22 protein-coding genes and 1 tRNA gene are annotated in these 24,744 nt (G+C 56.5%); 10 read left to right on the top strand and 13 right to left on the bottom strand.

Annotation, left to right across the window (positions count from 1 at the left end; all coding sequences use genetic code 11):
• The first annotated feature begins 50 nt into the window (after positions 1-50).
• Positions 51-440, top strand: coding sequence for a methyltransferase domain-containing protein (locus AC2FPW_RS01310; RefSeq protein ID WP_496812319.1), 390 nt, complete (start codon positions 51-53; stop codon positions 438-440).
• 52 nt (positions 441-492) lie between these two features.
• On the opposite strand, the gene clpB is transcribed toward AC2FPW_RS01310, so the two are convergent.
• Positions 493-3,111: an ATP-dependent chaperone ClpB gene (gene clpB, locus AC2FPW_RS01305; RefSeq protein ID WP_267365020.1), complete on the bottom strand. Its 2,619-nt coding sequence runs from the start codon at positions 3,109-3,111 to the stop codon at positions 493-495.
• A 125-nt stretch (positions 3,112-3,236) separates the two neighbouring features.
• Entirely contained in the window at positions 3,237-3,554 is a 318-nt protein-coding gene (locus AC2FPW_RS01300; protein WP_480507262.1) for a hypothetical protein, read from the bottom strand.
• Positions 3,555-3,694: 140 nt separating this feature from the next.
• On the opposite strand from AC2FPW_RS01300, the gene pyrF reads away from it, so the two are divergent.
• Together pyrF and AC2FPW_RS01290 are read left to right on the top strand one after the other, a co-directional pair.
• Positions 3,695-4,399, top strand: coding sequence for an orotidine-5'-phosphate decarboxylase (gene pyrF / locus AC2FPW_RS01295; protein ID WP_480474867.1), 705 nt, complete (start codon positions 3,695-3,697; stop codon positions 4,397-4,399).
• A gap of 349 nt (positions 4,400-4,748) precedes the next feature.
• The gene (locus AC2FPW_RS01290; protein WP_496812318.1) at positions 4,749-6,002 is read left to right on the top strand and encodes a DNA polymerase IV; all 1,254 of its coding nucleotides are present in this window, start codon (positions 4,749-4,751) and stop codon (positions 6,000-6,002) included.
• Between the two features lie 2 nt (positions 6,003-6,004).
• Here AC2FPW_RS01290 and AC2FPW_RS01285 read toward each other — a convergent pair whose 3' ends face one another.
• Positions 6,005-6,865, bottom strand: coding sequence for an N-formylglutamate amidohydrolase (locus AC2FPW_RS01285; RefSeq protein ID WP_267365028.1), 861 nt, complete (start codon positions 6,863-6,865; stop codon positions 6,005-6,007).
• Positions 6,866-7,014: 149 nt separating this feature from the next.
• Between AC2FPW_RS01285 and AC2FPW_RS01280 the strand changes: the two genes are divergently transcribed.
• Together AC2FPW_RS01280 and ykgO are read left to right on the top strand one after the other, a co-directional pair.
• Positions 7,015-7,089 (top strand) — tRNA-Val (locus AC2FPW_RS01280).
• 90 nt (positions 7,090-7,179) lie between these two features.
• Positions 7,180-7,305 carry a type B 50S ribosomal protein L36 gene (gene ykgO / locus AC2FPW_RS01275; protein ID WP_008755722.1) on the top strand — a complete coding sequence of 42 codons (126 nt, stop codon included), beginning with the start codon at positions 7,180-7,182 and terminating at the stop codon, positions 7,303-7,305.
• Between the two features lie 65 nt (positions 7,306-7,370).
• Here ykgO and AC2FPW_RS01270 read toward each other — a convergent pair whose 3' ends face one another.
• Positions 7,371-7,574, bottom strand: coding sequence for a hypothetical protein (locus AC2FPW_RS01270; protein WP_496812323.1), 204 nt, complete (start codon positions 7,572-7,574; stop codon positions 7,371-7,373).
• Between the two features lie 400 nt (positions 7,575-7,974).
• On the opposite strand from AC2FPW_RS01270, the gene AC2FPW_RS01265 reads away from it, so the two are divergent.
• The 3 genes from AC2FPW_RS01265 to AC2FPW_RS01255 all read left to right on the top strand — a co-directional run bounded on the left by AC2FPW_RS01265 (position 7,975) and on the right by AC2FPW_RS01255 (position 10,181).
• Positions 7,975-8,991, top strand: coding sequence for a Fe(3+) ABC transporter substrate-binding protein (locus tag AC2FPW_RS01265; protein WP_496812317.1), 1,017 nt, complete (start codon positions 7,975-7,977; stop codon positions 8,989-8,991).
• A 117-nt stretch (positions 8,992-9,108) separates the two neighbouring features.
• Complete coding sequence (locus AC2FPW_RS01260; RefSeq protein WP_496812316.1) at positions 9,109-9,663, top strand: helix-turn-helix domain-containing protein; 555 nt, start codon at positions 9,109-9,111, stop codon at positions 9,661-9,663.
• Positions 9,660-10,181 carry a GNAT family N-acetyltransferase gene (locus tag AC2FPW_RS01255; RefSeq protein WP_496812315.1) on the top strand — a complete coding sequence of 174 codons (522 nt, stop codon included), beginning with the start codon at positions 9,660-9,662 and terminating at the stop codon, positions 10,179-10,181. Before AC2FPW_RS01260 ends, AC2FPW_RS01255 begins: the two co-directional genes overlap by 4 nt.
• Before the next feature lie 16 nt (positions 10,182-10,197).
• Here AC2FPW_RS01255 and AC2FPW_RS01250 read toward each other — a convergent pair whose 3' ends face one another.
• On the bottom strand, positions 10,198-10,998 hold the full coding sequence (locus AC2FPW_RS01250) for a phenylalanine 4-monooxygenase (protein ID WP_496812314.1): 801 nt from the start codon (positions 10,996-10,998) through the stop codon (positions 10,198-10,200).
• A gap of 119 nt (positions 10,999-11,117) precedes the next feature.
• On the opposite strand from AC2FPW_RS01250, the gene AC2FPW_RS01245 reads away from it, so the two are divergent.
• Positions 11,118-11,576, top strand: coding sequence for an Lrp/AsnC family transcriptional regulator (locus tag AC2FPW_RS01245; protein WP_480494575.1), 459 nt, complete (start codon positions 11,118-11,120; stop codon positions 11,574-11,576).
• Positions 11,577-11,727: 151 nt separating this feature from the next.
• Here the strand turns inward: AC2FPW_RS01245 and AC2FPW_RS01240 are convergent, their stop codons facing one another.
• From AC2FPW_RS01240 to AC2FPW_RS01225, 4 genes are all read right to left on the bottom strand, one after another.
• A complete protein-coding gene (locus AC2FPW_RS01240) occupies positions 11,728-14,520 on the bottom strand; it encodes a bifunctional aconitate hydratase 2/2-methylisocitrate dehydratase (protein WP_496812313.1) in 2,793 nt (930 codons plus the stop codon).
• 203 nt (positions 14,521-14,723) lie between these two features.
• Positions 14,724-16,061, bottom strand: coding sequence for a serine hydrolase domain-containing protein (locus tag AC2FPW_RS01235; RefSeq protein WP_496812312.1), 1,338 nt, complete (start codon positions 16,059-16,061; stop codon positions 14,724-14,726).
• A 206-nt stretch (positions 16,062-16,267) separates the two neighbouring features.
• Complete coding sequence (gene gyrB / locus AC2FPW_RS01230; RefSeq protein ID WP_480559402.1) at positions 16,268-18,685, bottom strand: DNA topoisomerase (ATP-hydrolyzing) subunit B; 2,418 nt, start codon at positions 18,683-18,685, stop codon at positions 16,268-16,270.
• Between the two features lie 114 nt (positions 18,686-18,799).
• Positions 18,800-19,372 carry a TetR/AcrR family transcriptional regulator gene (locus AC2FPW_RS01225; RefSeq protein ID WP_480488096.1) on the bottom strand — a complete coding sequence of 191 codons (573 nt, stop codon included), beginning with the start codon at positions 19,370-19,372 and terminating at the stop codon, positions 18,800-18,802.
• Between the two features lie 100 nt (positions 19,373-19,472).
• Here AC2FPW_RS01225 and AC2FPW_RS01220 point away from each other — a divergent pair, with 100 nt between their 5' ends.
• Positions 19,473-20,039 carry a carboxymuconolactone decarboxylase family protein gene (locus AC2FPW_RS01220; RefSeq protein WP_480587155.1) on the top strand — a complete coding sequence of 189 codons (567 nt, stop codon included), beginning with the start codon at positions 19,473-19,475 and terminating at the stop codon, positions 20,037-20,039.
• Here AC2FPW_RS01220 and recF read toward each other — a convergent pair.
• The 4 genes from recF to rpsT form a co-directional block, all read right to left on the bottom strand.
• Positions 20,036-21,133, bottom strand: a complete 1,098-nt coding sequence (gene recF / locus AC2FPW_RS01215; RefSeq protein ID WP_496812311.1) for a DNA replication/repair protein RecF — start codon at positions 21,131-21,133, stop codon at positions 20,036-20,038. The genes AC2FPW_RS01220 and recF overlap by 4 nt on opposite strands.
• A gap of 59 nt (positions 21,134-21,192) precedes the next feature.
• Positions 21,193-22,314 (bottom strand): DNA polymerase III subunit beta, encoded by a 1,122-nt coding sequence (dnaN, locus tag AC2FPW_RS01210; protein ID WP_267363127.1) that lies wholly within the window; start codon positions 22,312-22,314, stop codon positions 21,193-21,195.
• A 224-nt stretch (positions 22,315-22,538) separates the two neighbouring features.
• A complete protein-coding gene (dnaA, locus tag AC2FPW_RS01205; protein ID WP_209507181.1) occupies positions 22,539-23,924 on the bottom strand; it encodes a chromosomal replication initiator protein DnaA in 1,386 nt (461 codons plus the stop codon).
• A gap of 555 nt (positions 23,925-24,479) precedes the next feature.
• A complete protein-coding gene (rpsT, locus tag AC2FPW_RS01200; RefSeq protein ID WP_039541017.1) occupies positions 24,480-24,743 on the bottom strand; it encodes a 30S ribosomal protein S20 in 264 nt (87 codons plus the stop codon).
• Position 24,744 lies beyond the last annotated feature (1 nt).

Below are 24,744 nucleotides of genomic sequence, written 5' to 3'. Positions count from 1 at the left end.
GATGTTGTCCCATTCGGTGCCCCTTTCATGGACAGGGGTAAAGTACCCCAGTGTCCGGAAACAGGGACGAAGTCCAAAGCGCGTTACAGGCGCGGGGTGTCGAGCCAAGACTTGTGCAGGGATTGTTAGGGTCTGTCGTTCTGGAACCTGCTAATGTGGCACTGGCTGCGCATGTCATCGAACATTGCCCCGATCCGTTGCGCGCACTTGAGAAGATTCACGATATGATGCGCCCTGGCGGTCGTTTGTATCTGGTGGTGTCAAAGCCGCATTGGTGCAATGCAATCATCTGGCTGCAATGGCGCCATCGCACATTCGGCAGAGAAGAAATTCTGGGACTATTGCACAAAGCTGGCTTTGAATGCGAAAGCGAGTACTCATTCCCCGCAGGCCCACCATCCCGGACAAGCCGGGGAATTTTGGCGCGTCGAAGAGCGTAGATGCAGACAAAAAAGACCCGCCAATGCGGCGGGTCTTCCGTTTGTGCCTAAATCAATGCACCACTGCATCATCCGGGCGGGGCCGTTCTGACGTCCCCAACCGGTCACCGATGATCAAGCCATCAGCCCCGGCGGTGACCGGGACAACCTCACCATCCTTGATCTCACCGGCCAACAGCGCTTCGGCCAGCGGGTTCTGCAGGGCGCGCTGAATCACGCGTTTCAGCGGGCGGGCTCCGAAGACAGGGTCATAGCCTTCATTGGCCAGCCATTCCTTGGCACCATCGTCCAGGGCCAGTTCGATCTTGCGGGCCGCCAGGCGCTTTTGCAGACGCGCCATCTGGATATCGACGATGCCATCCATATCGGCCCGCTTGAGGCGGTCAAAGATGATCGTTTCGTCCAGACGGTTCAGGAACTCGGGCCGGAAATGTGCCCGCACCGCATCCATCACGTCACGGCGTGCCTGCGCGCTGTCCGCGCCATCGGGCAACTGGCTGAGCGCCTGAGACCCAAGGTTCGACGTCAGGATGATCAGCGTCTGCTTGAAGTCCACGGTGCGGCCCTGACCATCGGTCAGAACCCCATCATCCAGAACCTGCAACAGCACGTTGAACACATCCGGGTGCGCCTTTTCAACCTCGTCAAACAGCACGACCTGATAGGGCCTGCGCCGCACGGCTTCGGTCAGCACACCGCCTTCGTCATAACCGACATAGCCCGGAGGAGCCCCGATCAGACGGGCAACCGCGTGTTTCTCCATGAACTCGGACATATCGATACGCACCATCGCGTTGTCGTCATCGAATAGGAAATTCGCCACGGCCTTGGTCAGCTCGGTCTTACCCACGCCGGTCGGCCCGAGGAACAGGAACGATCCCAGCGGGCGGCCTTCGTCATTCAGACCCGCACGCGCACGGCGCACGGCGTTGGCGACAGCAGTCACCGCTGCATCCTGACCGATCACGCGGGAATGCAGAGCGTCTTCCATCCGCAGCAGCTTCTCGCGCTCACCTTCCAGCATTTTCGAGGTCGGGATACCGGTCCAGCGCTCCACGACGGAAGCAATCTGTTCAGGGCGCACCGTTTCCTCGGCCATCATACCATTGCTTTCGGCGTTCTCGGCCTCGGTCAGCTTTTTCTCAAGCTCGGGGATGACGCCATAGGACAATTCCCCCGCTTTGGCGAGGTTGCCTTCACGCTTGGCGATCTCAAGATCAGCACGCGCCTTGTCGAGCTGTTCCTTCAGGTCACGGGCCCCCGCCAGCTTGTCGCGTTCGGCCTGCCATTGTGCTGTCATCTCGGCGGACCGTTCCTGCAAATCGGCCAGGTCCTTTTGCAAGGTTTCCAGACGATCTTTCGAGGCCGCGTCATCTTCAAGCTTCAGCGCCTCTTCCTCGATCTGCATCTGCAGGATGTTCCGGTCGAGTTGATCAAGCTCTTCGGGCTTGCTGTCGACCTCCATCCGCAAACGCGATGCGGCCTCGTCGACAAGGTCGATGGCTTTGTCGGGCAGAAAGCGGTCAGTGATATAGCGGTGCGACAGGGTCGCCGCTGAAACAAGCGCTGAATCCGAGATGCGCACACCGTGGTGCAACTCGTACTTTTCCTTGATGCCGCGCAGGATGCTGATCGTATCTTCGACTGTCGGCTCCTGTACCATTACAGGCTGGAACCGGCGCGCAAGGGCAGCGTCTTTTTCTACGTATTTGCGATACTCGTCCAGCGTGGTCGCACCGATACAATGCAGCTCACCCCGGGCAAGCGCAGGCTTGATCAGATTGGCGGCATCCATTGCACCGTCCGATTTCCCGGCACCGACCAGCGTGTGCATCTCGTCGATGAACAGGATGATCTCACCCGCGGCTTCAGTCACCTCGGTCAGAACGGCCTTGAGGCGTTCTTCGAACTCGCCACGGTATTTCGCGCCAGCAATCAAAGCACCCATGTCGAGCGCCAGCAGCTTCTTGTCCTTCAGCGATTCCGGAACGTCACCGTTCACGATGCGCAGGGCCATACCTTCGGCAATCGCGGTCTTACCGACGCCGGGCTCACCAATCAGAACCGGGTTGTTTTTGGTGCGACGCGACAGAACCTGCATCGAACGGCGGATTTCCTCATCCCGACCGATGATCGGATCAATTTTGCCTTCGGCTGCAGCCTCGGTCAGGTCACGCGCGTACTTCTTGAGCGCGTCATAGCCTTCTTCCGCCGACGCGCTGTCAGCGGTGCGACCCTTGCGAATGTCGTTGATCGCCTCGTTCAGTTTTTGCGCTGATACGGCTCCGGCGTCCAACGCATCCTTGGCCTTGGACTTCACCATGCACAGTGCCATCAGAACACGTTCGACAGGGACGAAGCTGTCGCCCGCTTTGGTAGCTATCTTTGTGGCCTCGTCCAGAACCTTGACGGTCTGGCCGTCCATGTAAATCTGGCTGGCGTCACCGCTGACCTTAGGGATTTTCCCCATTGCCGCGTCCAGCGCTTCAACCACGCGGTTCGGTGCACCGCCCGCGCGCGAAATCAGGTTACTGGCCAACCCCTGATCGTCATCCATCAATGCTTTGAGTATATGTGTGGGCTCCAGCCTCTGGTGCCCCTCGCGCAGCGCAATGGTCTGCGCCGCCTGCACGAATCCCCGTGCCCGCTCGGTGAACTTGTTCAAGTCCATGATATTCTCCTTTTCCAAGCGCCCCGTTTTGACATGCCCGCCTGGCAGCACATATCGGTCGAAGCCTCACATTCAATCTGGGAAATATCTTCGGTGGTTCAAGAGGCTAAAACACAGAAATCGACCTATTCGCGCTGGATGGTATAGACTGTATAACCACCGGTCTCGGCAACCTGAACGGCACCCAGATCATTCACCAAAGATTGGGCTGCCGCACTTCCCGTCGGGCAAGAGACCAGATCTGCCGTATGGTCCAGGAAATTGCCGGTAAACGCCGTTTCACCAGTAAGTTGACACCAATCACCCTCGGACCTGTAACCGCCAACCAAACGCAAATCGTCATTGGTCGGCACAGGTGCAGCCCCGGTCTCCGGTGTTTCGGGTGGCGTGTCATTACATGCGGCCACTGCAATCAACGCGCCCAGCAGAACCAGATTTTTCATTTTTTGCCCCTTATTTTGAATTCAAGTTTTCAATACAGAGCACGATAACACGAATTGAAGCTGCCTGCGCAGCTTAGCAGATGGACAGAGCGGCCCGAAGCCGATAGGACGCAGACGTTTGCCAAAAAGGAGCGCCCCCCATGTCTGATGACCGCCTGATCGTAGCCCTTGATGTTCCCAACGCTCTGCAAGGGTTGGCCATGGCCGAACGGTTGGGGGATAGCGTTTCATTCTACAAAATCGGGCTGGGTATGCTGACCGGTGGTGGGCTGGCATTGGCCAACGAACTGAAACAGGATCACGGCAAGCGCATCTTCCTGGACATGAAGTTATTCGACATTGGCAATACAGTTGAGAATGCCGTGCGGGGATTGGCGCAATTCGATCTGGATTTTCTGACCGTGCATGGTGACCCTCATGTGGTGCGTGCCGCCAAAGAAGGTGCTGCGGGTAAAGACCTGAAGATCCTCGCCGTAACCATCCTGACCTCGCTGAACCGCGACGATCTGGACGCAAGTCTTTTGAAATCTGGTGATGTGCAGGATTTGGTTGTCGAACGCGCGGCCAAGGCCTTTGAAGCCGGGGCTGATGGCGTTATCGCCAGCCCGCAAGAGGCCGCCCTGATCCGGGCTCTGCCACAGGCTGAAGGGCGTCTGATCGTAACCCCTGGTGTGCGCCCGGCTGGCGCAGCGCTTGGTGACCAGAAACGTGTAGCAACCCCTGCAAGCGCTATTCAGGATGGCGCGGATCATATCGTTGTCGGCCGCCCGATTTATCAGGCAAAAGACCCAAAAGCCGCTGCTGAGGCCGTTCTTTCCGAACTAAATTCTCTGAAGGTGTGCTAAGACCACTTGGTCTTTTCAGGTGGGTTTTGCGTTGGGTTTTCCGCGCAACAAGTTGACCTTAGGTCACTTTTTGACAAAACCGCGCCAAATCGTCTCTGTGCCAGAAAACACACATTCAAAACCCGAGTTTTCTCGGCACAACCTTCATCCTATCGAAACTAAGGATTTTCAGGGATTCTGAAGGGGAATACTCCCCAACGAACCGCTTCTTCCTGAGGTTCGTTACTTCCCCCCGCGATGTGCGGGGGGTCTTCTTTCCAAATCACCGCATTTCAGCAAGGCCTTTGATCCAGGATCACAGGTGATATAAAGAACGTCCAAGCCAACTGCGGAACGCATGAGGACGCAGATGCCCGGTCTTTGCCGAGATTGCCTGACCACCTTGTCAATCGAACAACGCTGTACTGCCTGTGGCAGTCCACGGGTAAAGACACACCCGGAACTGTTTGACCTGTCGATTGCCCATATGGATTGTGACGCCTTCTATGCCTCGGTTGAAAAACGTGACAACCCGGAACTGGCGGACAAACCGGTTATCATTGGCGGCGGCAAGCGCGGCGTTGTTTCAACTGCCTGCTACGTTGCCCGTATTCGCGGCGTCCGGTCGGCTATGCCCATGTTCAAGGCCTTGCAACTCTGCCCCGAAGCCGTCGTGATCAAGCCCCGCATGTCCGTCTACGCTGAGGTGTCGCGCGACATCCGCGCGATGATGGATGAATTGACACCCGTGGTCGAACCCCTGTCGCTGGACGAAGCCTTCATGGACCTGTCGGGAACCGAACGTCTGCATGGCGCGCCGCCGGCCGTCATGCTGGCGCGTCTGGTCAAGCGCATGAAGGATGAAATCGGTGTCACCGGCTCTATCGGATTAAGTCACAACAAATTTTTGGCCAAGGTCGCATCGGACCTCGACAAACCGCGCGGATTTTCAGTGATTGGCAAGGCGGAAACGGCAGAGTTTCTGAATGACAAACCCGTACGGTTGATCTGGGGCATTGGCCCAGCTGCGCAAGAAGCGCTGGACAAGGCAGGGATCAGAACTTTCAGTGATTTGCTGCGTTGGGATCAGGAAGCGCTGACCGCGCGGTTCGGCTCAATGGGATATCGCCTGTGGCACTTGGCTCGGGGTCAGGACAAGCGACGCGTATCGGCGCATGAGCCGATGAAATCCATCAGCAACGAGACGACATTTTTCGAAGATACGTCGAGCCTTGATATTCTGGACGGTCATTTGTGGCGGATGGCCTTGAAAGTGTCGGACCGCGCCAAGGCAAAGGATCTGGCTGGTCGGGTTGTCACGTTGAAACTGAAGAAAGCCAATCACAAGATCCTGACGCGGCGCGTATCCTTGCGGGATGGGACACAGATTGCCGACCGGATTTACCGCACGGCCCGGGGCCTGTTCGATCAGGTTGGCGATCAGGGGCCATATCGATTGTTGGGCTGTGGTTTGTCCGACCTTTGCCCGGCGGACCAGGCGGATATTTCCGGCGACTTGCTGGATCCGGATGCTGCCCGCAGATCCAAGGCCGAACGGGCCACGGACGAGATTCGCCAGCGGTTCGGGGCCGAAGCAATCATGAAGGGCCGTGCGCTGCGCTGAAGCTACTCCGCCGCCAGACGCTCTGGGCTCGCACCCAGGCTGGAAATCTCGCGAACCACCTGCCTGAGCAGCTTCGAGAACGCCATGAAATTGGCATTGGGCGCGATTTTCTCTTCGTCCATGTACAAAGCGCGATCGATCTCGATCTGTACAGCGTGCTGCTGGCGACCGGGACGACCATAGGTTTGCGTCACATATGCTCCGGCAAAAGGCGCATTGCGTGCCACGTTGAGACCCGCTGCCGCGAAAGCGGCTTCAATGATATCGACGACCTCTGACGACGCGGACGCGCCAAACCGGTCGCCCAGCACGATCTCGGGCCGCCTTCCGCGCGCAGTGCCCGCCATGGCCACCGCCTCGTGCGGCATCGAGTGGCAGTCCACCAGAATTGCCTGTCCGAACATCTCGTGTGATTCGGCCAGCAGGGATTTCAACCGCGCATGATAAGGGCGCCAATAGGTGTCGATGCGCAGCCGCGCTTCGTCCATGGTAAGTTTGCCGCGATAGATTGCCCGACCGTTGGCAACTACGCGGGGAATCACCCCCAGCCCTGACGCGACCCTTGGATTATGCCCGTGCCTGCGGGCACCGCTGATCAAGGCCGGGTCAAGCTCATCCAGGCTGCGGTTCAAATCCAGATAGGCACGCGGCATGGCCGCCTTGATCAAAGGGGCACCGTTTTCCGCCGCGGGCGCGAACAGCTGATCAACAAAGGCGTCTTCTGAGGATCGAATCACGCTCCGGTTCAACACGGACCGGTTCAGAAATGCCTCAGGATACTCCCGCCCGCTGTGTGGCGATGAAAAAACCACGCACGAGGTGCGGTTTTCGGGCATATCCAATACATAGGCTGCGCTTTGCATGATCCCTCCGTGTTCGTAATCAACATAGACCGGAAAAATTGTTCTTCCAAACCCCTTGAACCCTTTTGCGACTCCTTTTATAGACCCCGCTACCGGCGCGGGGATCCGCGCCCCATTTCGTTATGGGGCAAGGCACGCAAAGGGAAAGTGGGCGGTTAGCTCAGCGGTAGAGCACTTCGTTGACATCGAAGGGGTCACAAGTTCGATCCTTGTACCGCCCACCATCGTTTCACTGTTCCGGTTGTCCGGGGCACCCGAGTAACCCAGGCGCTGGCCACGTCCTTGATGAAGGCGCCGCAGATTGGAGACAGACCATGAAGGTCAAGAACTCGCTCCGCTCGCTCAAGAACCGGCACCGCGACTGCCGGATTGTGCGTCGCAAAGGCCGCGTCTACGTGATCAACAAGACGCAGCGCAAGTTCAAAGCTCGTCAGGGCTAAGAACTGCACATCACTGCTTAAAGAAACCGCACCTTCGAGTGCGGTTTTTTTTGTTCCACCCGCGCCTAAAATGTAATCCCTGCATGGATCAGAATGCCCACGACCATAAGAAAGTTCAGAACCATCGAAATCCCGTTGCCGACATAGCTTGGAAGCTTTCCAACAACCAAGCCGTAAGCAAACCAAAGCAGGGATAAGGCGGTATATAGCGACCAAGACAACAAGGATTGTCCCGAGGCATGGTGCGAATGCGTCAAATACAGCTTCACGAGCTGCGGCAGTGTGGCAAAAGGACCAACCACACCAATACAACCATGAACCCTTCAAAGCGCGACATCCAATGGCCAAGTTTAGATTTCTCCAATTTTTCAGCCAGTGTTTCGGGCATATCTCACGTTCTTCCTTTAAGTGAATAAGACGGCATATTCTTTTTCTCGGACAATCTGTCTTGCCAAAATATCCGCTAGAAGCGCTTGGACCAAGTCCCTCGACCACGTTACCACCAACCTTCCCCCTCGTATGCCTTCAGAGCATCGCATATTGAACGTCGCTAGCGACCTTTTGACCAAGTAAATCAGTCGGATTTACTTGCATCCCGCCCAGAATCGTATAATTGAGAAAATCAGTCGGATTAATGACCGACCCGAAATTCAATTGTTGAGGCACACAATGCTGAAATCCACGACCTGCCTGGCCGCCGCGCTGTCGGCTCTGATCGCAACCTCTGCCGCCGCCGAGGGCGAACTGAACCTCTATTCGTCGCGCCACTATGACACCGACGAACGGCTGTATACCGACTTTGAAGACGCAACCGGCATCAAGATCAACAGGATCGAAGGCAAAGCGGATGAACTGATTGCCCGGATGGAAGCGGAAGGCGCGAACTCACCTGCCGACGTGATGCTGACCGTGGACACGTCGCGTCTGGCGCGGGCCAAGAATTCAGGTGTCCTGCAATCAATCGACAGCGCTACACTGGAAGAGCGCATTCCCACCAACCTGCAGGATAGTGACAATCAGTGGTTTGGTTTCTCGCAACGCGGTCGGATCATCTTTTTCGACAAGGAAAACGTGACCAACCCGCCGGCCACCTACGCTGATCTGGCAAAACCGGAATACAAGGGAATGGTCTGTATCCGGTCTTCGACCAACACCTACAACCAGACCCTGCTGGCATCGATCATCACACATGAAGGCACTGAGGCCGCCAAGTCCTGGGCCGAGGGTGTTGTCGCCAACATGGCGCGTGACCCGCAGGGCGGTGACACCGACCAGTTGCGCGGCATCGTTTCGGGCGAGTGTGACATCGCGGTTTCGAACACCTACTATTTCGCGCGCTCCATTCGCACAGACGTCAAAGGCTTGTCCGCAGACCGCGATATGATCGGCTGGGTCTTCCCGAACCAGGACAGCTATGGCGCGCATATGAATCTATCCGGTGGTGGGGTCGCCGCGCATGCACCCAACAAGGAAAACGCGATCCTGTTCCTTGAGTATCTGGCCAGCGATCAGGCGCAGAAATACTTCTCGGCGGGAAATGACGAGTTCCCGGCAGTTCCAAATGTCGAACTGGCCGAGTCGGTCAAGGCGCTGGGTGAATTCAAGGCAGACGACGTGAACCTTTCAGACGTTGCAAAGAACATCCCCGAAGCGCAGAAGATCTTTAACGAAGTTGGCTGGAAGTAATCCTTCTTGGCTCTGACTTCTTGAATAGGATGCGGATTGTCCGCATCCTTTTTCGTTGATATGTGATGTTTATTTGTATATTTTCTCGTATATGAGAAAATTTTTCAATATGATGTAATGCCTGACACCCTGTCAAACCGCCTCGCCAATCGCCTGAGCGAACTGCGCCGCGGGCGTGGTTGGTCTTTGGATTACCTTGCCGAACACAGCAGGATCAGCCGCGCCACCTTGTCCCGTATGGAAAAAGGGGATGTCAGCCCAACAGCCGACAATCTAGGCCGTCTGTGCGCTGTATACGATCTGCCGATCTCACGCCTGCTGATGATGGTTGAAGACAGCTTTGACCCCAAGGTTCCATTCGAACGCCAGACCGAGTGGCGCGACCCCGAAACCGGCTTCACCCGCCGTGCTGTTTCACCACCCGCAAATGGATTGAACGCCGAGGTTCTGGAATGCCACCTGCCCCGGGACACGGTCATTACCTACGAAGTGCCACCTAAATCGGGGCAAGAGCATCATCTGATCTTAATGGACGGCGCGCTTACTCTGACGGTTGATGGAACTCCCCACGCGCTGAACGCCGGGGATTGCCTGCGCTACCATCTGTCGGGACCGACCCGGTTTGAAACAGGGGCGTCGCGTGGCGCACGTTACCTGCTGGTGCTTATATGATCACGCGCCTGACCGAGAACGATTTTGACGCGGCGCTGGATGACCTGGCTGGAATCCTGCATGCCTGTGTTCATGATGGGGCCAGCATAGGTTTCATACTTCCGTTTACCCTGAACGATGCGCGTGCGTACTGGCAACAAAACGTACAGCCCGGTCTCAGGTCAGGTAAGCTGGACTTGTTCGTTTCGTATGACGGTCCCCGCATTGCAGGCACCGTTCAACTGATCCCGGCGGCAATGCCCAACCAACCCCACCGCGCCGACGTGGCGAAACTTCTGGTCCACCCCAACGCCAGACGGCGGGGGTTAGGCCGATCCCTGATGAATGCGCTTGTTCTTCGGGCGCGAGAGGTGGGGCGCACGGTGCTTGTACTTGATACGCGCAGCACCGATCCCTCGCGGCTGCTTTATCAAAGCCTCGGGTTTCAGATCGCGGGGGAAATACCGAATTACTGCCGGAACCCATTTGAACCAAAATTCGAGCCCACAACCTATATGTACAAAAACCTTGACGCTTGAAAAGACGCGGCCCCCGCTACTCGGCGGCGGTTACCTTTTCGGGAAACTTGTTCGGCAACAGCCCGAGGCGGCGCGCACGACGAACATCTGCCAGCAGGTCCCGTTCGGCGGCCTCAAACAACTCTTCAGGGTCATCCAGAACAAAATACCCCATCTGGTGCATGTCGATCCGGTAGGGTGTTCGCAGAATCGTTAGAACGTCAAACGGGTCACGATCGGGTATGTCGCTGGTCACGGCATAGACCAGTTCTGTCGGCGACGACGCCAACCCTGAACCCAGCGCCTTGATCTGACCGTTCTGGCGGCGCAGGCCAAACTCGATTGAAAACCAGTAGAGCCTGATCAGCCAGGCATAATCCGCGTCATCTGCCTGCTTTCCCGCTAGCCCGATGGCGCGGCTGAACGCAGCAAAACGCGGATCACTTAACAACGGTGTATGTCCGAATATCTCATGAAAGATATCCGGCTCTTCGATGTAGTCGAAATCTTCCCGGGAGCGGATGAAAGAGGCGGCCGGAAAAACCCGATCCGCCAGCATCCCGAAAAACGTCTTGAACCCAATCAGCGCCGGAACCGGCTGCACCCGCCAGCCGGTCAGGTCCAGCAATCGTTTCGAAATTTCTGCACAAGAAGGCACTTTGGTCTTCGGCAGGTCCAGCCGCGCCAAACCGCTTAGGTATTCCGGTGCCATATAGCGCCGAACATTTTCTTCCTGTGCCGCGTAAAGATCAGCCCAGACCGCATTCTCTTCGTCTGTGTAGGTAATGTGGCCATGTTCATCCGCAAGTTTGGCGACATATTTGGTCGATTTGGGCATCAGCATCCTCCTGCATGAGATCAGGATACCTCAACTCACATGGAGAATTTGTTTTGATATTCTGCGTATCGTCCGTATTATGAACGGAACATTCCAAAATTTTGCTATTTTCGGGCCAAATGCTTCACCCAGCCGACATCGATATTTTGCGAGAGCTTCAGGCCAGCGGGCGTCTGTCAATGCAGGAGCTTGCCGACCGAACCGGGTTATCGGCGTCGCAATGCTGGCGCCGCGTCCGTGACCTCGAGTCGTCCGGGGTGGTTTCAGGGTATCGCGCCCAGGTCTCTGCCAAGGCTGTAGGCTTGAATGCCATCGCCTATGTCCACGTTGCACTGAAAGACCATCAGGAAAACAGCATTTCGGCGTTTCTTCGTCTGGTCGAGACCGAGCCGCAAATCGTGGAGTGCGCCTCGATCACCGGGGATCACGACTTTATCCTGAAGGTCTACGCCAAAACCCCCGAGGATCTTGAAGTCTTCATCATGCAGCGCTTGTTGAAATCGGGACTTGTCCGCGACACCCGCAGCAACTTTGTGCTTCGCCAGACCAAGACCCGCGGCCCTTTACCCATTCTTTGACAGGGTCCGACGAAACGGAACCTGAGCGGATGTGTCAGGTGCATAACCCATCCTTGCTAAGACGAGGTGTCGAAAGGCTGGGAGTGTCATTCAGTTGGAAAAGCCCGGCCACCGCTTATTGGCGGCCGGGCTTACAAGGTTCAAAACGTCTTCAGAAGTGAGCCGATTTCGCGGTCGCGGGTTTTTCCATCGGCGGTGCAAACTTGGTCAAGTCGATCCCCTTTACCGCCGACTTGTATTCCTCGGCGGTTGGGGTCCGGCCCAATATGGCCGAGAGCACGACAACCGGTGTCGACGCCAGCAGGGACTCACCCTTTTTCTCATCCGAGTCTTCAACAACACGACCCTGGAACAGGCGCGTGGATGTCGCCAGAACGGTATCGCCTTTTGCAGCCTTTTCCTGGTTCCCCATGCAAAGGTTGCAGCCGGGCCGCTCAAGGTACAGGATATTTTCATATTCCGTACGTGCCTTGTTTTTCGGGAACAGATCATCGAATTCAAAGCCCGAGTATTTCTGGAGAATGCTCCACTCGCCTTCTTCTTTCAGCTCATCAATGATGTTGTAGGTTGGTGCCGCAACAACCAGCGGGGCCTTGAACTCGACAGTGCCCTGTTCCTCTTCAAGGTTCTTAAGCATCTGCGAGACGATAATCAGATCGCCCTTGTGCACCATGCACGACCCGACAAAGCCCAGATCGACCTTCTTTTCACCCTTGTAGTAGGAAATCGGGCGGATTGTGTCGTGGGTGTAACGCTTTGATACGTCAGCATTGTTCACGTCAGGATCGGCAATCATCGGTTCGTCGATCTCATCCAGATCAACGACGAGCTCGGCAAAATACTTGGCGTTTTCATCGGGTTTCAGGGCCGGCTTATCACCCGACCTGATTTCCGCGATCCGCGCATTCGCCTTGTCGATAAGACCTTGCAGCGTCTGGGCTTCGTTTTCCATACCCTTGTCGATCATGATCTGGATGCGGCCTTTGGCGATTTCCAGAGATTCAATCAGCGTGTCATCTTCGGAAATACAGATTGAGGCCTTGGCCTTCATCTCGGCCGTCCAGTCGGTAAAGGTGAACGCCTGATCCGCCAGCAAGGTGCCGATATGAACTTCGATGATCCGGCCCTGGAAGACGTTGTCACCGAATGTCTTCAACATCTGCGACTGGGTGGCGTGAACCACATCGCGGAAATCCATATGGTCTGCCATCTGGCCTTTGAAGGTCACCTTAACCGATTCAGGGATCGGCATCGTGGCTTCACCGGTGGCCAGCGCCAGCGCAACGGTGCCCGAATCCGCGCCAAACGCTACGCCCTTGGACATGCGGGTGTGCGAGTCGCCGCCAATGATGATGGCCCAGTCGTCCACGGTGATGTCGTTCAGCACCTTGTGGATTACGTCTGTCATCGAATGGTAAACACCCTTGGGATCACGCGCAGTGATCAGGCCAAAGTTGTTCATGAATTTCATCAGTTTAGGAATGTTCGCCTGCGCCTTTGCGTCCCAAACCGACGCTGTGTGGCACCCGGACTGATATGCGCCATCAACTATGGGCGAGATCACTGTTGCCGCCATAGCTTCCAGCTCCTGCGCGGTCATCAGGCCAGTGGTGTCTTGCGACCCAACGATATTGACCTTAACCCGAGCGTCCGAACCCGCGTGCAGAACCTTTCCGTCAGCCACGCCAACCGCGTTTTTGTTGAAGATCTTCTCGACAGCTGTCAGGCCCTGACCCTCGTGTGAGATTTCCTTGGACGGAGCAAATGCAGATTCCAGCGCAACGCCAAGGGTTTCGGCCGCAAATGTCTGCAGCTTCTTCCCAAAGACAATCGCGTAAGAGCCGCCAGCCTTGATGAATTCGACCTTTTGCGGCGTGAAGGACGACGATACATCGACAAGCTCTTTATCGCCTGCTTCGTTGTAAAGCTTCTTGTCCTTTGTGTTGATGGTCAGAACGGTTCCGGTCTCGACCGAGTATTTCTGTTCAAGGACAGGGCTTTCGTCGTTGTTCAGAATCGGGTTGCCGTCGTCATCCAGCTTTTTGACCCAGTTTTTCAGGTCAATGCCGATACCTCCGGTCACACCAACGGTGGTCAGGAAGATCGGTGAAATTCCGTTTGTTCCCGCGACAACTGGTGCGATGTTCACAAAAGGAACATAAGGGCTGGCTTGCGTTCCGGTCCACAAGGCGACGTTGTTGACGCCGGACATGCGCGACGACCCGACGCCCATGGTCCCTTTTTCGGCGACCAGCATGACGCGTTTGTCCGGGTGTTGTTTCTGCAAATCCTGAATCTCGGCCTGCGCCGCCGGTGTGATCATGCATTTGCCATGCAATTCCCGATCCGCACGAGAATGCGCCTGATTGCCGGGCGACAGAAGGTCGGTGGAAATGTCTCCTTCGGCCGCGACATAGGTCACAACCTTGATTTCCTCTTCGATGTCAGGCAGCCGGGTAAAGAACTCGGCCTTGGCATAGCTTTCCAGAATGTCCTTTGCGATCGCGTTTCCGGCCTCAAAAGCAGACTTGAGGCGCTGGGTATCCGCATCATACAGGAACACCTGCGTTTTCAGCACCTCTGCCGCCTGATTTGCGATCGACGCATCATCGCCCAGCGCCAGATCCAGCAGAACCTCGACCGAGGGGCCGCCTTTCATATGTGACAGCAGCTCGAACGCGAAGGCCTGCGAGATTTCTTCGACCGAGGCTTCACCCAATACGATCTCTTTCAGGAACTGTGCCTTTTCACCAGCTGCGCTGGTTGTCCCCGGCAGCGTGTTATAGATGAAATAGGTCAAAGACTCGGCGCGGTGAACGTTGTCGAGATCCTTGATTTGCTCGATGATTTCCTGAAGCAGCACACCGTCTTCAATGGGTTTGGGGTGCAAACCTTGCTCTTTGCGCGTCTCAATCTCGTTCAGGTATTCTGTATATAGGCTCATGACGGTTCCGACCATTTAGCTGGTGCGCTGGCGGGTAACAAACCAGCGCCTTAATTTTGTATGCCGCGGTATACTAAATGCCTACAACTTGCAAGACACTCTCCTGCGACCCTGTGTCCTGATCGAGGATGTATTTGTCAAAATACTTGCCAGTCAGGCGTGATCTGTCTGTCGCGGCCAACAGGTTTTTGCACCCTGGCACGCTAGCTTCCGGATGCGGAAATCAGTTCCTTGGCCAGCGGCAAGGATGAGTAACCCAGCCGGGACGGCGTCAATCCCAATCGCACAATCACCATATCATGAGAGGGGAAAATACCGATTGACTGACCATCATGCCCCTGCAACCAGACCGCATCTTCAAAAGGTGGCAAATCTCCGGGTGCTTCCAGCCAAAGGTGGCCCTTGGCGTATTTGCCATCCGAAGCATCAACCGGTTCGAACATCCAGTCCACATAACCTTCTGGTAATATCCGAGAGCCCTTCCAAACCCCTTTTTGCAGCAAAAGCTGCCCGTACCGGGCCCAGTCACGCGCCGTCGCATACATATAACTGGACCCGATGAAGGTATCGCTGACATCCGTCTCGATAACCGCCGATGTCATGCCAATCGGCGCAAATAGTGCGTTGTGCGGATAGCTCAGCCCTACGTCGCCCAACTTGTCCTGCCAAACACGCGACAGCATCGTGGACGTGCCCGAGGAGTAGTTGAAGTCCGTTCCAATACCGGTTTCAGCAACGCGCCCGGCAGCAAATTCGGCCATATCGTCACGAAGATACAGCATGCGTGTTACGTCTGAAACGTCGCCGTATTCTTCATCCCATTGCAGCCCGCTTGTCATCGCCAGCATATCAGCCACGGTAATGTTGCGCCTTGCGTCGTCGGCCCAATCGGGAAAGCTGTCGACAAGCGTATCTGACAAGCTCATTTGACCCGCTTCAATCAAGGTGCCGATCAACCCGGCCGTAACTGTCTTGGTCATGGACCAGCCCAGTAACGGGGTATCCGCATCAAACCCATCTGCGTACCGTTCAGCAATGATGCGCCCGTTTCGAACCACCACAACTGCGCGAAATCCTTCGCCGACCAAACTGTCATTCGACAGTACATTCTGAAGCTTCGGGTCTTGGGACAAGGCAACGTCATTCCCGTTTGGCCATAGTCCTGCTGGCAGCGGATCAGGCGCGGAAAGTGTCTGGTTGCTCAGATCAGCCTCATGAACATTTGTGCAGCCAAGCCCCTGACGAAACTGCGATGTCGCGGGTGCAAAAAACCGGAAGATCCGCGCTTTCACAGTCTGCGCTTCCCGATCCACCTCTATTGAGATTTGCCCCAGCAGAGGGTGGCCGGGTGCTTGCACGTCCACAGCCAGAACTTCGTCAGGATCCCGTCCAGCAATGAAAACGTTCGAACAGACAATCTTGGCAGAGTAGTTGGTTCCAACCTTCAAAAGATCCGGGGGTGCGAACCAAAGGTAGCCAATCAAAGCTACCCCGCCCAGAACCACCGCACTGCCGGTCATTTTTAGTACTTTGCTGAACATCCGCCGCAACCATTCCTGCCGCTACCTCGCCCGGCAAAGGTTAGAAGCAACCGAGCAGGCTTTACCACAGTTTCGTTACGTCGACTGATAGGTCAGAGCCCTCACGTTGAAGCATGGCCAGTGCCATCCAAGATGCACATCGCTCGATCAGCAATTGCACAGATCGACTTCAGCCCCAAACAGGTAGCACGTTGATCATTGCGCCGTCAGAAATCCAGGTTCTCGACGCTCAAAGCGTTTTTCTGGATAAATTCCCGACGAGGTTCGACAACATCACCCATTAGCTTGGTGAACAGATCGTCAGCTTCCACCATATCGTCTACGCGCACCTGAAGCAGCGTGCGTGCATGCGGGTCCAAAGTTGTTTCCCAAAGCTGGTCGGGGTTCATCTCTCCCAGACCTTTGTAGCGCTGCAGGGACAGGCCCTTTTCCCCTTCTTCCAGAATGGCGCGCAGAAGGTCCAGCGGACCGTGGATCAATTGGCTACGATCACGGCGCATCAACGTGGCCGAGGTGTTGTAGACCTCTTGCAGGCTTTGCGTGAAGCTGCCTGTTTTGCGGGCCTCCCCCGACCGCAGCATCGGGCCGTCCAAGGTGCGAACCTCTTCGACACCACGCAGAATGCGGGCTAGGCGAATTCCGTGATCCTGCGTGATCCGGCCCTGCCAGCCACGCTCATACTCCAACGCGATCAGATCAAGACGGGCGGCAACCTTGTCAGCCACCCCTTGCAGGTCGGCGTCCACCGCACCCGGCACAAAGGCACCGGCAACGGCTGCCTGTTCCAGAATGTGGCGCGGGTAGTGCGTCGGGAAGGCGTCCAGAACACGTTTCAACTGGCGCGCTTCGTCCACCACGCGGGCCAGATCCTGACCAATGATCTCTTCGCCCGATCCCAGTTTCAGCACGGCGCCCTCGATCCCCTGATTGACGAGATAATCGTCCAGTGCCGCCTGATCTTTCAGATAAACCTCTGATTTACCGCGCGAAACCTTATAAAGCGGCGGTTGCGCAATATAGAGATACCCACCTTCGATCAGTTCAGGCATTTGCCGGTAGAAGAACGTCAGCAACAGGGTCCGGATGTGCGCACCGTCCACATCCGCGTCAGTCATGATGACAATCTTGTGGTAACGCAGCTTTTCGATGTTGAACTCATCGCGGCCAATACCCGTGCCCAGCGCCATGACAAGATTGCCAATCTCTTGCGAGGACAACATCCGGTCAAACCGCGCGCGTTCCACGTTCAGAATCTTACCGCGCAGCGGCAGAACCGCCTGAGTCAGCCGGTCACGGCCCGTTTGCGCCGACCCTCCGGCTGAATCCCCCTCAACAAGGAAGACTTCGGTTTTGGAGGGGTCTTTTTCGGAACAATCCTTCAGCTTGCCCGCCAGATAGTTCACATCCATCGCCGTTTTGCGGCGGGTCAGTTCACGCGCCTTTCGCGCGGCCTCGCGTGCCAGCGCGGCCTCGATGATCTTGCCGACGATCGCCTTGGCCTCGGTCGGGTTTTCTTCAAACCACTCGGCAAGTTTTTCGTTCATCAGACCTTCGACCGCCGGACGAACCTCGGAACTGACCAGCTTGTCTTTCGTCTGTGACGAGAATTTCGGATCAGGCACTTTGACTGACAGCACACAGGTCAGACCTTCGCGCGCGTCATCACCGGTAAAGCTGACCTTTTCCTTTTTCGCGATCCCGCTGGACTGCGCGTAGTTGTTGATCGTCCGGGTCAGGGCACCTCGGAAACCCGCCACATGGGTACCGCCATCGCGCTGAGGTATATTGTTGGTAAAGGGCAGGACAGATTCGTGATAGCTGTCATTCCACCACATTGCGATTTCCACGCCGATATCGTCGCGCTCGCCCTTGATATAGATCGGCTCGGACATGGCGGGGGTTTTGGACCGGTCGAGGTACTTGACGAATTCCTTGACCCCACCTTCATAGAACAACTCGGTTTCCAGCCGCTCCGCCGGACGCTCGTCAATCAGGATGATCCGCACGCCCGAATTCAGGAAAGCCAGTTCGCGCAGGCGTTTTTCCAATGTCTCGAATGAGTATTCGAGGTTCGAGAATGTATCGGTCGAAGCCAGAAACCGCACTTCTGTTCCTGTCCGGTCTCCGCATTCACCGACAACCTTCAGGTGCTCAGCGGTTTCGCCACCTTCAAACCGCGCGACATGCTCTTTGCCATTGCGCCAGACACGCAGTTCCAACCAATCCGAAAGCGCGTTCACCACGGAAACACCCACACCGTGCAGGCCGCCCGACACCTTGTACGAATTGCTGTCGAATTTTCCGCCGGCATGCAGTTGGGTCATGATGACCTCGGCCGCCGACACGCCTTCTTCCGGGTGGATGTCCACCGGAATACCACGCCCATTGTCGCTGACCGAAACACTGGAATCGGCGTGAATTTTCACCGTCACATGGTCAGCATGACCCGCCAGAGCCTCGTCAATCCCGTTGTCGACAACCTCATACACCATATGGTGCAGACCCGAGCCATCATCCGTGTCCCCGATATACATGCCGGGGCGTTTGCGAACTGCCTCCAAGCCTTTGAGAACCTTGATGGAATCTGCGCCGTATTCTTGAGGGGCCTGTGCGTCTTCGGACATTCAGTCAGTACCTATATTATTTTGGTAACTTATACGTTTTCTGGTAGGGATTGTCACGCCATCCCCCAATATTTTGTGGTTTTCCGGATCGTTTTTTGCCGCCCCGAGAGGAGCTCACAAACGATCGATATCAGACGCGATATCCGCTGCAATTTGCGCCGCATCAACGTCTGTGCGTTCAGCGGACAAGCGCAGCCCCAGAATGTCTGACTGATACCTGGCCGCCAAACGATCCGGATCACGTCCCGCCCCGATTTCACCGGCATCCTGAGCCTTGCGAAACAGATCAGCGAAACAGTCTTTCATTTCCGCCATGTAATGCGCCGCCTGATCCGCAAGGTCATGATCCTTCGCCTTCAACTCGGCATATGTCTTTGCCAACATGCAGGCCTTTGCCGGGGTCTCGGCTGCTTCGATCACCAATCGGGGCTGTGCTTTCAGCGCCTCCTTCGGACCCAGTCTCTCAGCCAGGGCCTTTAGGCGCGCCAAACCTTCTTGCGTATAGCTTTCCAGCGTCAGCGCATAGAGCGCATCTTTCGACCCGAACGCCGCATAAAAACTGCCGGGCTTCAGCTTCAGTTCCCGCTCCAGATCCTTCAGCGACGTACCAGCCCAGCCCTGACGCCAGAAGATATCCTTCGCCTTCGCGATCAACACGTCACGATCGTATGCGGGTTTGCGGGGCATCAGCATCACCAATTCTTGAACGTTCACTCAAATATATACTTGAGCGATCACTCAAGAAACCCTAAATACGACCCATCGCGCCAGAAACAGGAGTTCCGACATGGCCAATTTCCCGTCTCACGACCTCGAAACCGCGCCTGAAGCGTCCAAACCGCTGCTGCAAAAGTCTCAGGCCGCTTTTGGTCGCTTGCCCGGCCTGCATAAGGTCATGGCCGAAAGCCCTCAACATCTGGAAGGCTACCAGGTTCTGCACGGCCTGTTCCTGAAAACCGATTTCGACAATGATGAGAAAACCGTCGTCTGGCAGACCATCAATGTTGAAAACGAGTGCCACTACTGCGTGCCCGCCCACACCGGTATCGCCAAGATGATGAAGATATCGGATGAGATCTCGGACGCCCTGCGCAATGAAACCCCGCTGCCTTCAGCCAAGCTCGAAGCACTGCGCACTTTCACCCTGCAAGTGATGGAAACCCGCGGCAACCCGACCGAAGATCAGCTTCAGGCGTTCTTTGATGCGGGCTATTCCCATCGCGCGGTTCTGGATGTCGTGCTGGGTCTGGCCCAGAAAACCATGTCGAACTACGTTAACCACATGGCCAAAACGCCGGTGGACGAGGTTATGCGCGGTTTTCTGTGGGAACGCAAAGTCAGCGAACCGGCCTAAGCAGTCACGACCGAACCCTCATCGCTTTCGGTAACGATCAGCGTCTGGGCCCGGTCGCCCAATTCCGCAAACAGTTCAGGCCCGGTGCCCGTCATCCAGGCCTGAGCGCCCAGCGCGCAAATCTCGTCAAAAAGCGCTGCACGCCGCCCAGCATCCAGATGCGCGGCCACTTCATCCAGCAGAACGATCGGAGGTGCGCCCAGCATTGCCGCCAGCGCCCGCGCATTGGACAGGATCAGCGACACCAAGAGCGCTTTCTGCTCACCAGTGGAACACTCCCTTGCCGGCACGCCCTTGGCCGCGAACACACCGTACAGGTCGGACCGATGCGGCCCCACCAGGGTCCGGCCTGCTGCCAGGTCCCTAAACCGGCTCTCGCTCAACGCGTCTCGCAAATCTTCCGCCGTCTCGGGCATTGCGCCTTCGGTTTGCACCAACTCCAGCTCGGCCGAAGGAAAGACCGTTTCCGCCCGGTTCTGCGCTGCCCGCAGAAGATCCAGCGACCTCAACCGCGCAGTATGGATGCGGTGCCCCGTCTCGGCCAACTGCCCTTCAAGCGCGGCGTACCAATGCGCATCCCTGATCTGCTCTTTCAGAAGGCGGTTACGTTCGCGCATCGCTTTTTCATAGATCAGCGATGCTTCAGCGTGGGCTGGGTCAAAACTCAGCGCGATACGGTCCAGAAACCGCCGACGCCCTTCCGCCCCTTCAATCCACAGACGGTCCATTGACGGGGTCAGCCAGACAACTCGCGCAAGTTTCCCCAGATCGATCTGCGTCGCCGACTTGCCATCAATTCGCACCTGTCGCGCTGCGCCGTCCTCGGACCAGGTTTCGATCTCAAACCGCTGCCCCTGAGCGTCCAGCAACCCGGACAGTTTCCAACCCAACGCCTCGGGCCGTCGGGTCATCTCGGCTGCACTCGCCCGCCGCATTCCGCGACCGGGCGAAAACAACGACACCGCTTCAAGAAGATTGGTCTTCCCGGCCCCATTTGGCCCGTGAATAGCAACGGGACGTCCGTCCAGAGACAACCGCGCCAGCTTATGAGATCGAAAATGCGAGACCGTAAGCTCGGTCAGGGCCAATCCCATGACCCCTCCCTTCATCTTTTCAAAAATACTCCCGCCGGAGGCATCGCGCGTCCGCGCGATCAGACGCGCATCGGCATGACGACGTATACAGCACTCAGGTCGTTGCCTTCGCGCATCAATGTCGGGTCACCAGCCGAGTTGAACAGGAAAACTGCATTCTCACGATCCACCTGAGACGCAATCTCCAACAGGTATTTGGCGTTGAACCCGATCTCCAACCGCTCATCCCCGTAAGCGACAGCCAATTCTTCCTCGGCGGCGCCACTGTCGGGTGCATTCACCGACAAGATCAGCTTGTCGCCTTCCAATTGCAACTTCACTGCCCGCGACCGCTCCGACGAAACAGTTGCTACGCGATCCACGGCCTGCGCGAATTCAGCAGCATCCACTTCAAGCTTGCGGGTGTTTCCTTGCGGGATAACGCGTGTGTAGTCGGGGAAGGTGCCGTCAATAACCTTCGACGTCAGCGTGATATCCGGCGTGGCAAAGCGTACCTTGGTTTCACTGACCGAAACGGCGATATCCATCTCGTCGTCATCCAGCAGCTTGCGCAACTCGCCCACTGTTTTGCGGGGCACGATCACGCCCGGCATATCCGCCGCGCCATCCGGCAAATCTGCGTCGATCCTCGCAAGCCGGTGGCCATCGGTGGCCACACAACGCAACACTTTTCCACCCTCGGACCCATCTGCCACATGCATGTAGACACCGTTCAGATAGTACCGGGTCTCTTCGGTCGAGATGGCGAATTTCGACTTGTCAAACAACCGGCGAAGCAATGCCGCCGAAGCGGTGAAATTCGATTGATACTCAGACGATGCCATCACCGGAAAATCTTCCTTCGGCAGTGTCGCCAGCGAAAAATTCGACCGCCCCGCTTCAACTGTCAGCCGTCCAGCGGCGCTGTCAGCAGTCAGTGTCACCAGCGCACCGTCGGGCAGTTTGCGCACAATCTCATGCAGGGTTGTTGCCGCAACGGTCGTCGCGCCTGCCTTTTCGACCTGTGCGGGTGCCTTATCGACCACTTCGATATCCAGATCGGTGGCACGGAACTGGACCTGATCGCCTTCGGCCTCGATCAGGACATTGGCAAGTATGGGAATGGTATTGCGACGTTCTACAACGGACTGGGCCTGCGAAACGGCCTTAAGAAGGGTGCCGCGTTCAATGCTGATCTTCATACCCTCAATTCCTCTGACTTGCGTACCGACATGGGCGGGACTGGCACGTTAGCGGTTCCACCCCGAGGCACAAGGATTTTTTACGGATTTCTGGGTTGGAATGCAGCAACCGTCAAGTGCGGCGTGCCCAACGGGCCTCAGTTCTGGTGCAACCGTGGATTATTACGCACAAAAAACGCCCCGGAACAGAGGCCCGAAGCGTTCCTTAGCGCTGCTGGCCCGGTTCAGGCTTCGAGAGACCTGCGTAGCATTTCCACGTCTTCAGCGATCTGGCCATCGGTCAGTTTCAGCTCTTCAATGCGCTTGACGCCATGCATGACCGTGGTGTGGTCGCGCCCGCCGAACCGACGGCCGATCTCTGGCAGCGATCGGCTGGTCAGCTGCTTGCAAAGATACATCGCCACCTGACGGGGGCGCGCGTAGGATCGCAGGCGCTTGGGACCGATGATATCGGACATGCGGATGTTGTAGTATTCGGATACTTTCCGCTGGATTTCTTCAACCGTGATCTTGCGCTCGGATGCGCGCAGGACATCTGCCAGACAATCCTGCGTCAGCTCCATGTCGATCTCGCGCCCAACCAGCGAGGCAAAGGCAAACAGACGTGTCAGAGCACCTTCCAGCACGCGGACATTGGTTGAGATTCGATGGGCCAGAAACTCAAGAACGCCATCCGCAATCGTCAGATCAGGATAGGAGCTGCTGTATTGCTGGACCTTGTTTTGCAGAATGCCCAGGCGCAATTCATAGTCGGTCGGATGCAGGTCAACGACCAGACCACATTGCAGGCGCGACTTTACACGATCTTCCAGATCCTTGATTTCACCCGGGGCGCGGTCGGCCGAAATGATGATCTGCTTGTTCTGATCCACCAGCGCGTTGAACGTATGGAAAAACTCTTCCTGAGTAGAATCCTTTCCGGCAATGAACTGCACGTCGTCGACCATCAGCACATCGACCGAACGGAACAAATGCTTGAAATCCATCATCCGGCGTTCCCGCAGGGCCTGCACGAAGCGATACATGAACTGTTCGGCTGACAGGTACAGGACATTCAGTTCCGGATGCTTGGTTTTCAGCTCCCAGGCAATGGCGTGCATCAGGTGGGTCTTACCCAGACCCACTCCGCCGTACAGAACAAGCGGGTTGAATGTGACCGGGCCACCTTCGGACACGCGGCGCGCGGCAGCATGGGCCAGCTCGTTGGGTTTGCCCACCACGAAACTGTCAAAGGTGAAACGCGAATCCAGCGGCGCGGCCTGCAACGACTCCAAAGCGTTCTGCGCACTATCCGTAGCAACTGTGGGTACCGGCTCTGGCCGAGTTTCGGCGACCACCTTGGCTGCGGGCTTGGGGCGTGCGGGCGAGTTGGCGGCAACACGAAAATCCAGGCGCTGAACGGTTTCCCCAGCCGTATTCAGCTCGTACAAGATAAGGTCCGCAAAATTCTGGCTGACGTAATTCCCCATAAAGTTCGTTGGCACGGAAAAAACCGCCACACCATCCTGCAGCTCTTTAAATTCCAGAGGCTCGATCCAAGTGGTGAAATTATTCCGACCGACAGCCTTCAGCAATTTGTTACGCAGTAGTCCCCATTTCTCTTGTGTCATTCAGCGCCTCACGCATCCCATTCTTATTGGCCTGTCGGCCTTATCATACGAAGCCGGTTGCCCGGTCTTGTATTCACACGCCCAAAGGGAACCTATCGCCAAACCCAACGGTTTGGCGGGATTGCCCCTGAAAGTTCGGTGCACCCGGATTTTCGACGCTCAACAATAAATGAGCGTCCCGAAACTCGGGCTGCACGTCACAATCTCAATTTTCAGACAGGGCCGAGAATCCCGGATAACCCGGACTTCGCGGCAAATCGGCAGCCCAGCTTGCGCCAGTCGTCGACGAATGTTTCCTGATCGATCTGATGCCCGTCAGTCCGATCGAGTAAACAGCCTGTCCCCCCAAGCGAGTGAATCGCTGACATCAGTGGTAGCAACTTGAAATGGGGCGCGGCAACGAAACTCTGATATTGACTCGGGTCTTTGGTCGAAAGAATCTCTCGGTTTCGTGAAGGCGCGGTATTCCGGCAACACGAAAAAAGGCGCCGCAATGCGCAGCGCCTTTGACATTAGTTCAGCCTTGCTGACTTGACCTAAGGTAACCCTCAGACTTTAGCCCAGAGCTTTGACCCGGGCCGACAGGCGCGACATTTTACGCGCGGCAGTGTTCTTGTGGAACACGCCTTTGGTGACGCCGCGCATCAGCTCAGGCTGGGCGGCGCGCAGTGCTGCGGTTGCCGCATCTTTGTCACCGGATGCAATCGCTTCTTCGACTTTACGCAGATAGGTGCGGATGCGCGAACGACGCGCTTTGTTAACAGCGAAACGCTTTTCGTTCTGACGGGCGCGTTTCTTTGCCTGGGGCGAATTTGCCATG

The organism is Ruegeria sp. SATB027, from assembly GCF_059613825.1.
Note: the sequence above shows the minus strand (reverse complement) of the source record. Positions and strands in the feature narration are given on the sequence as shown.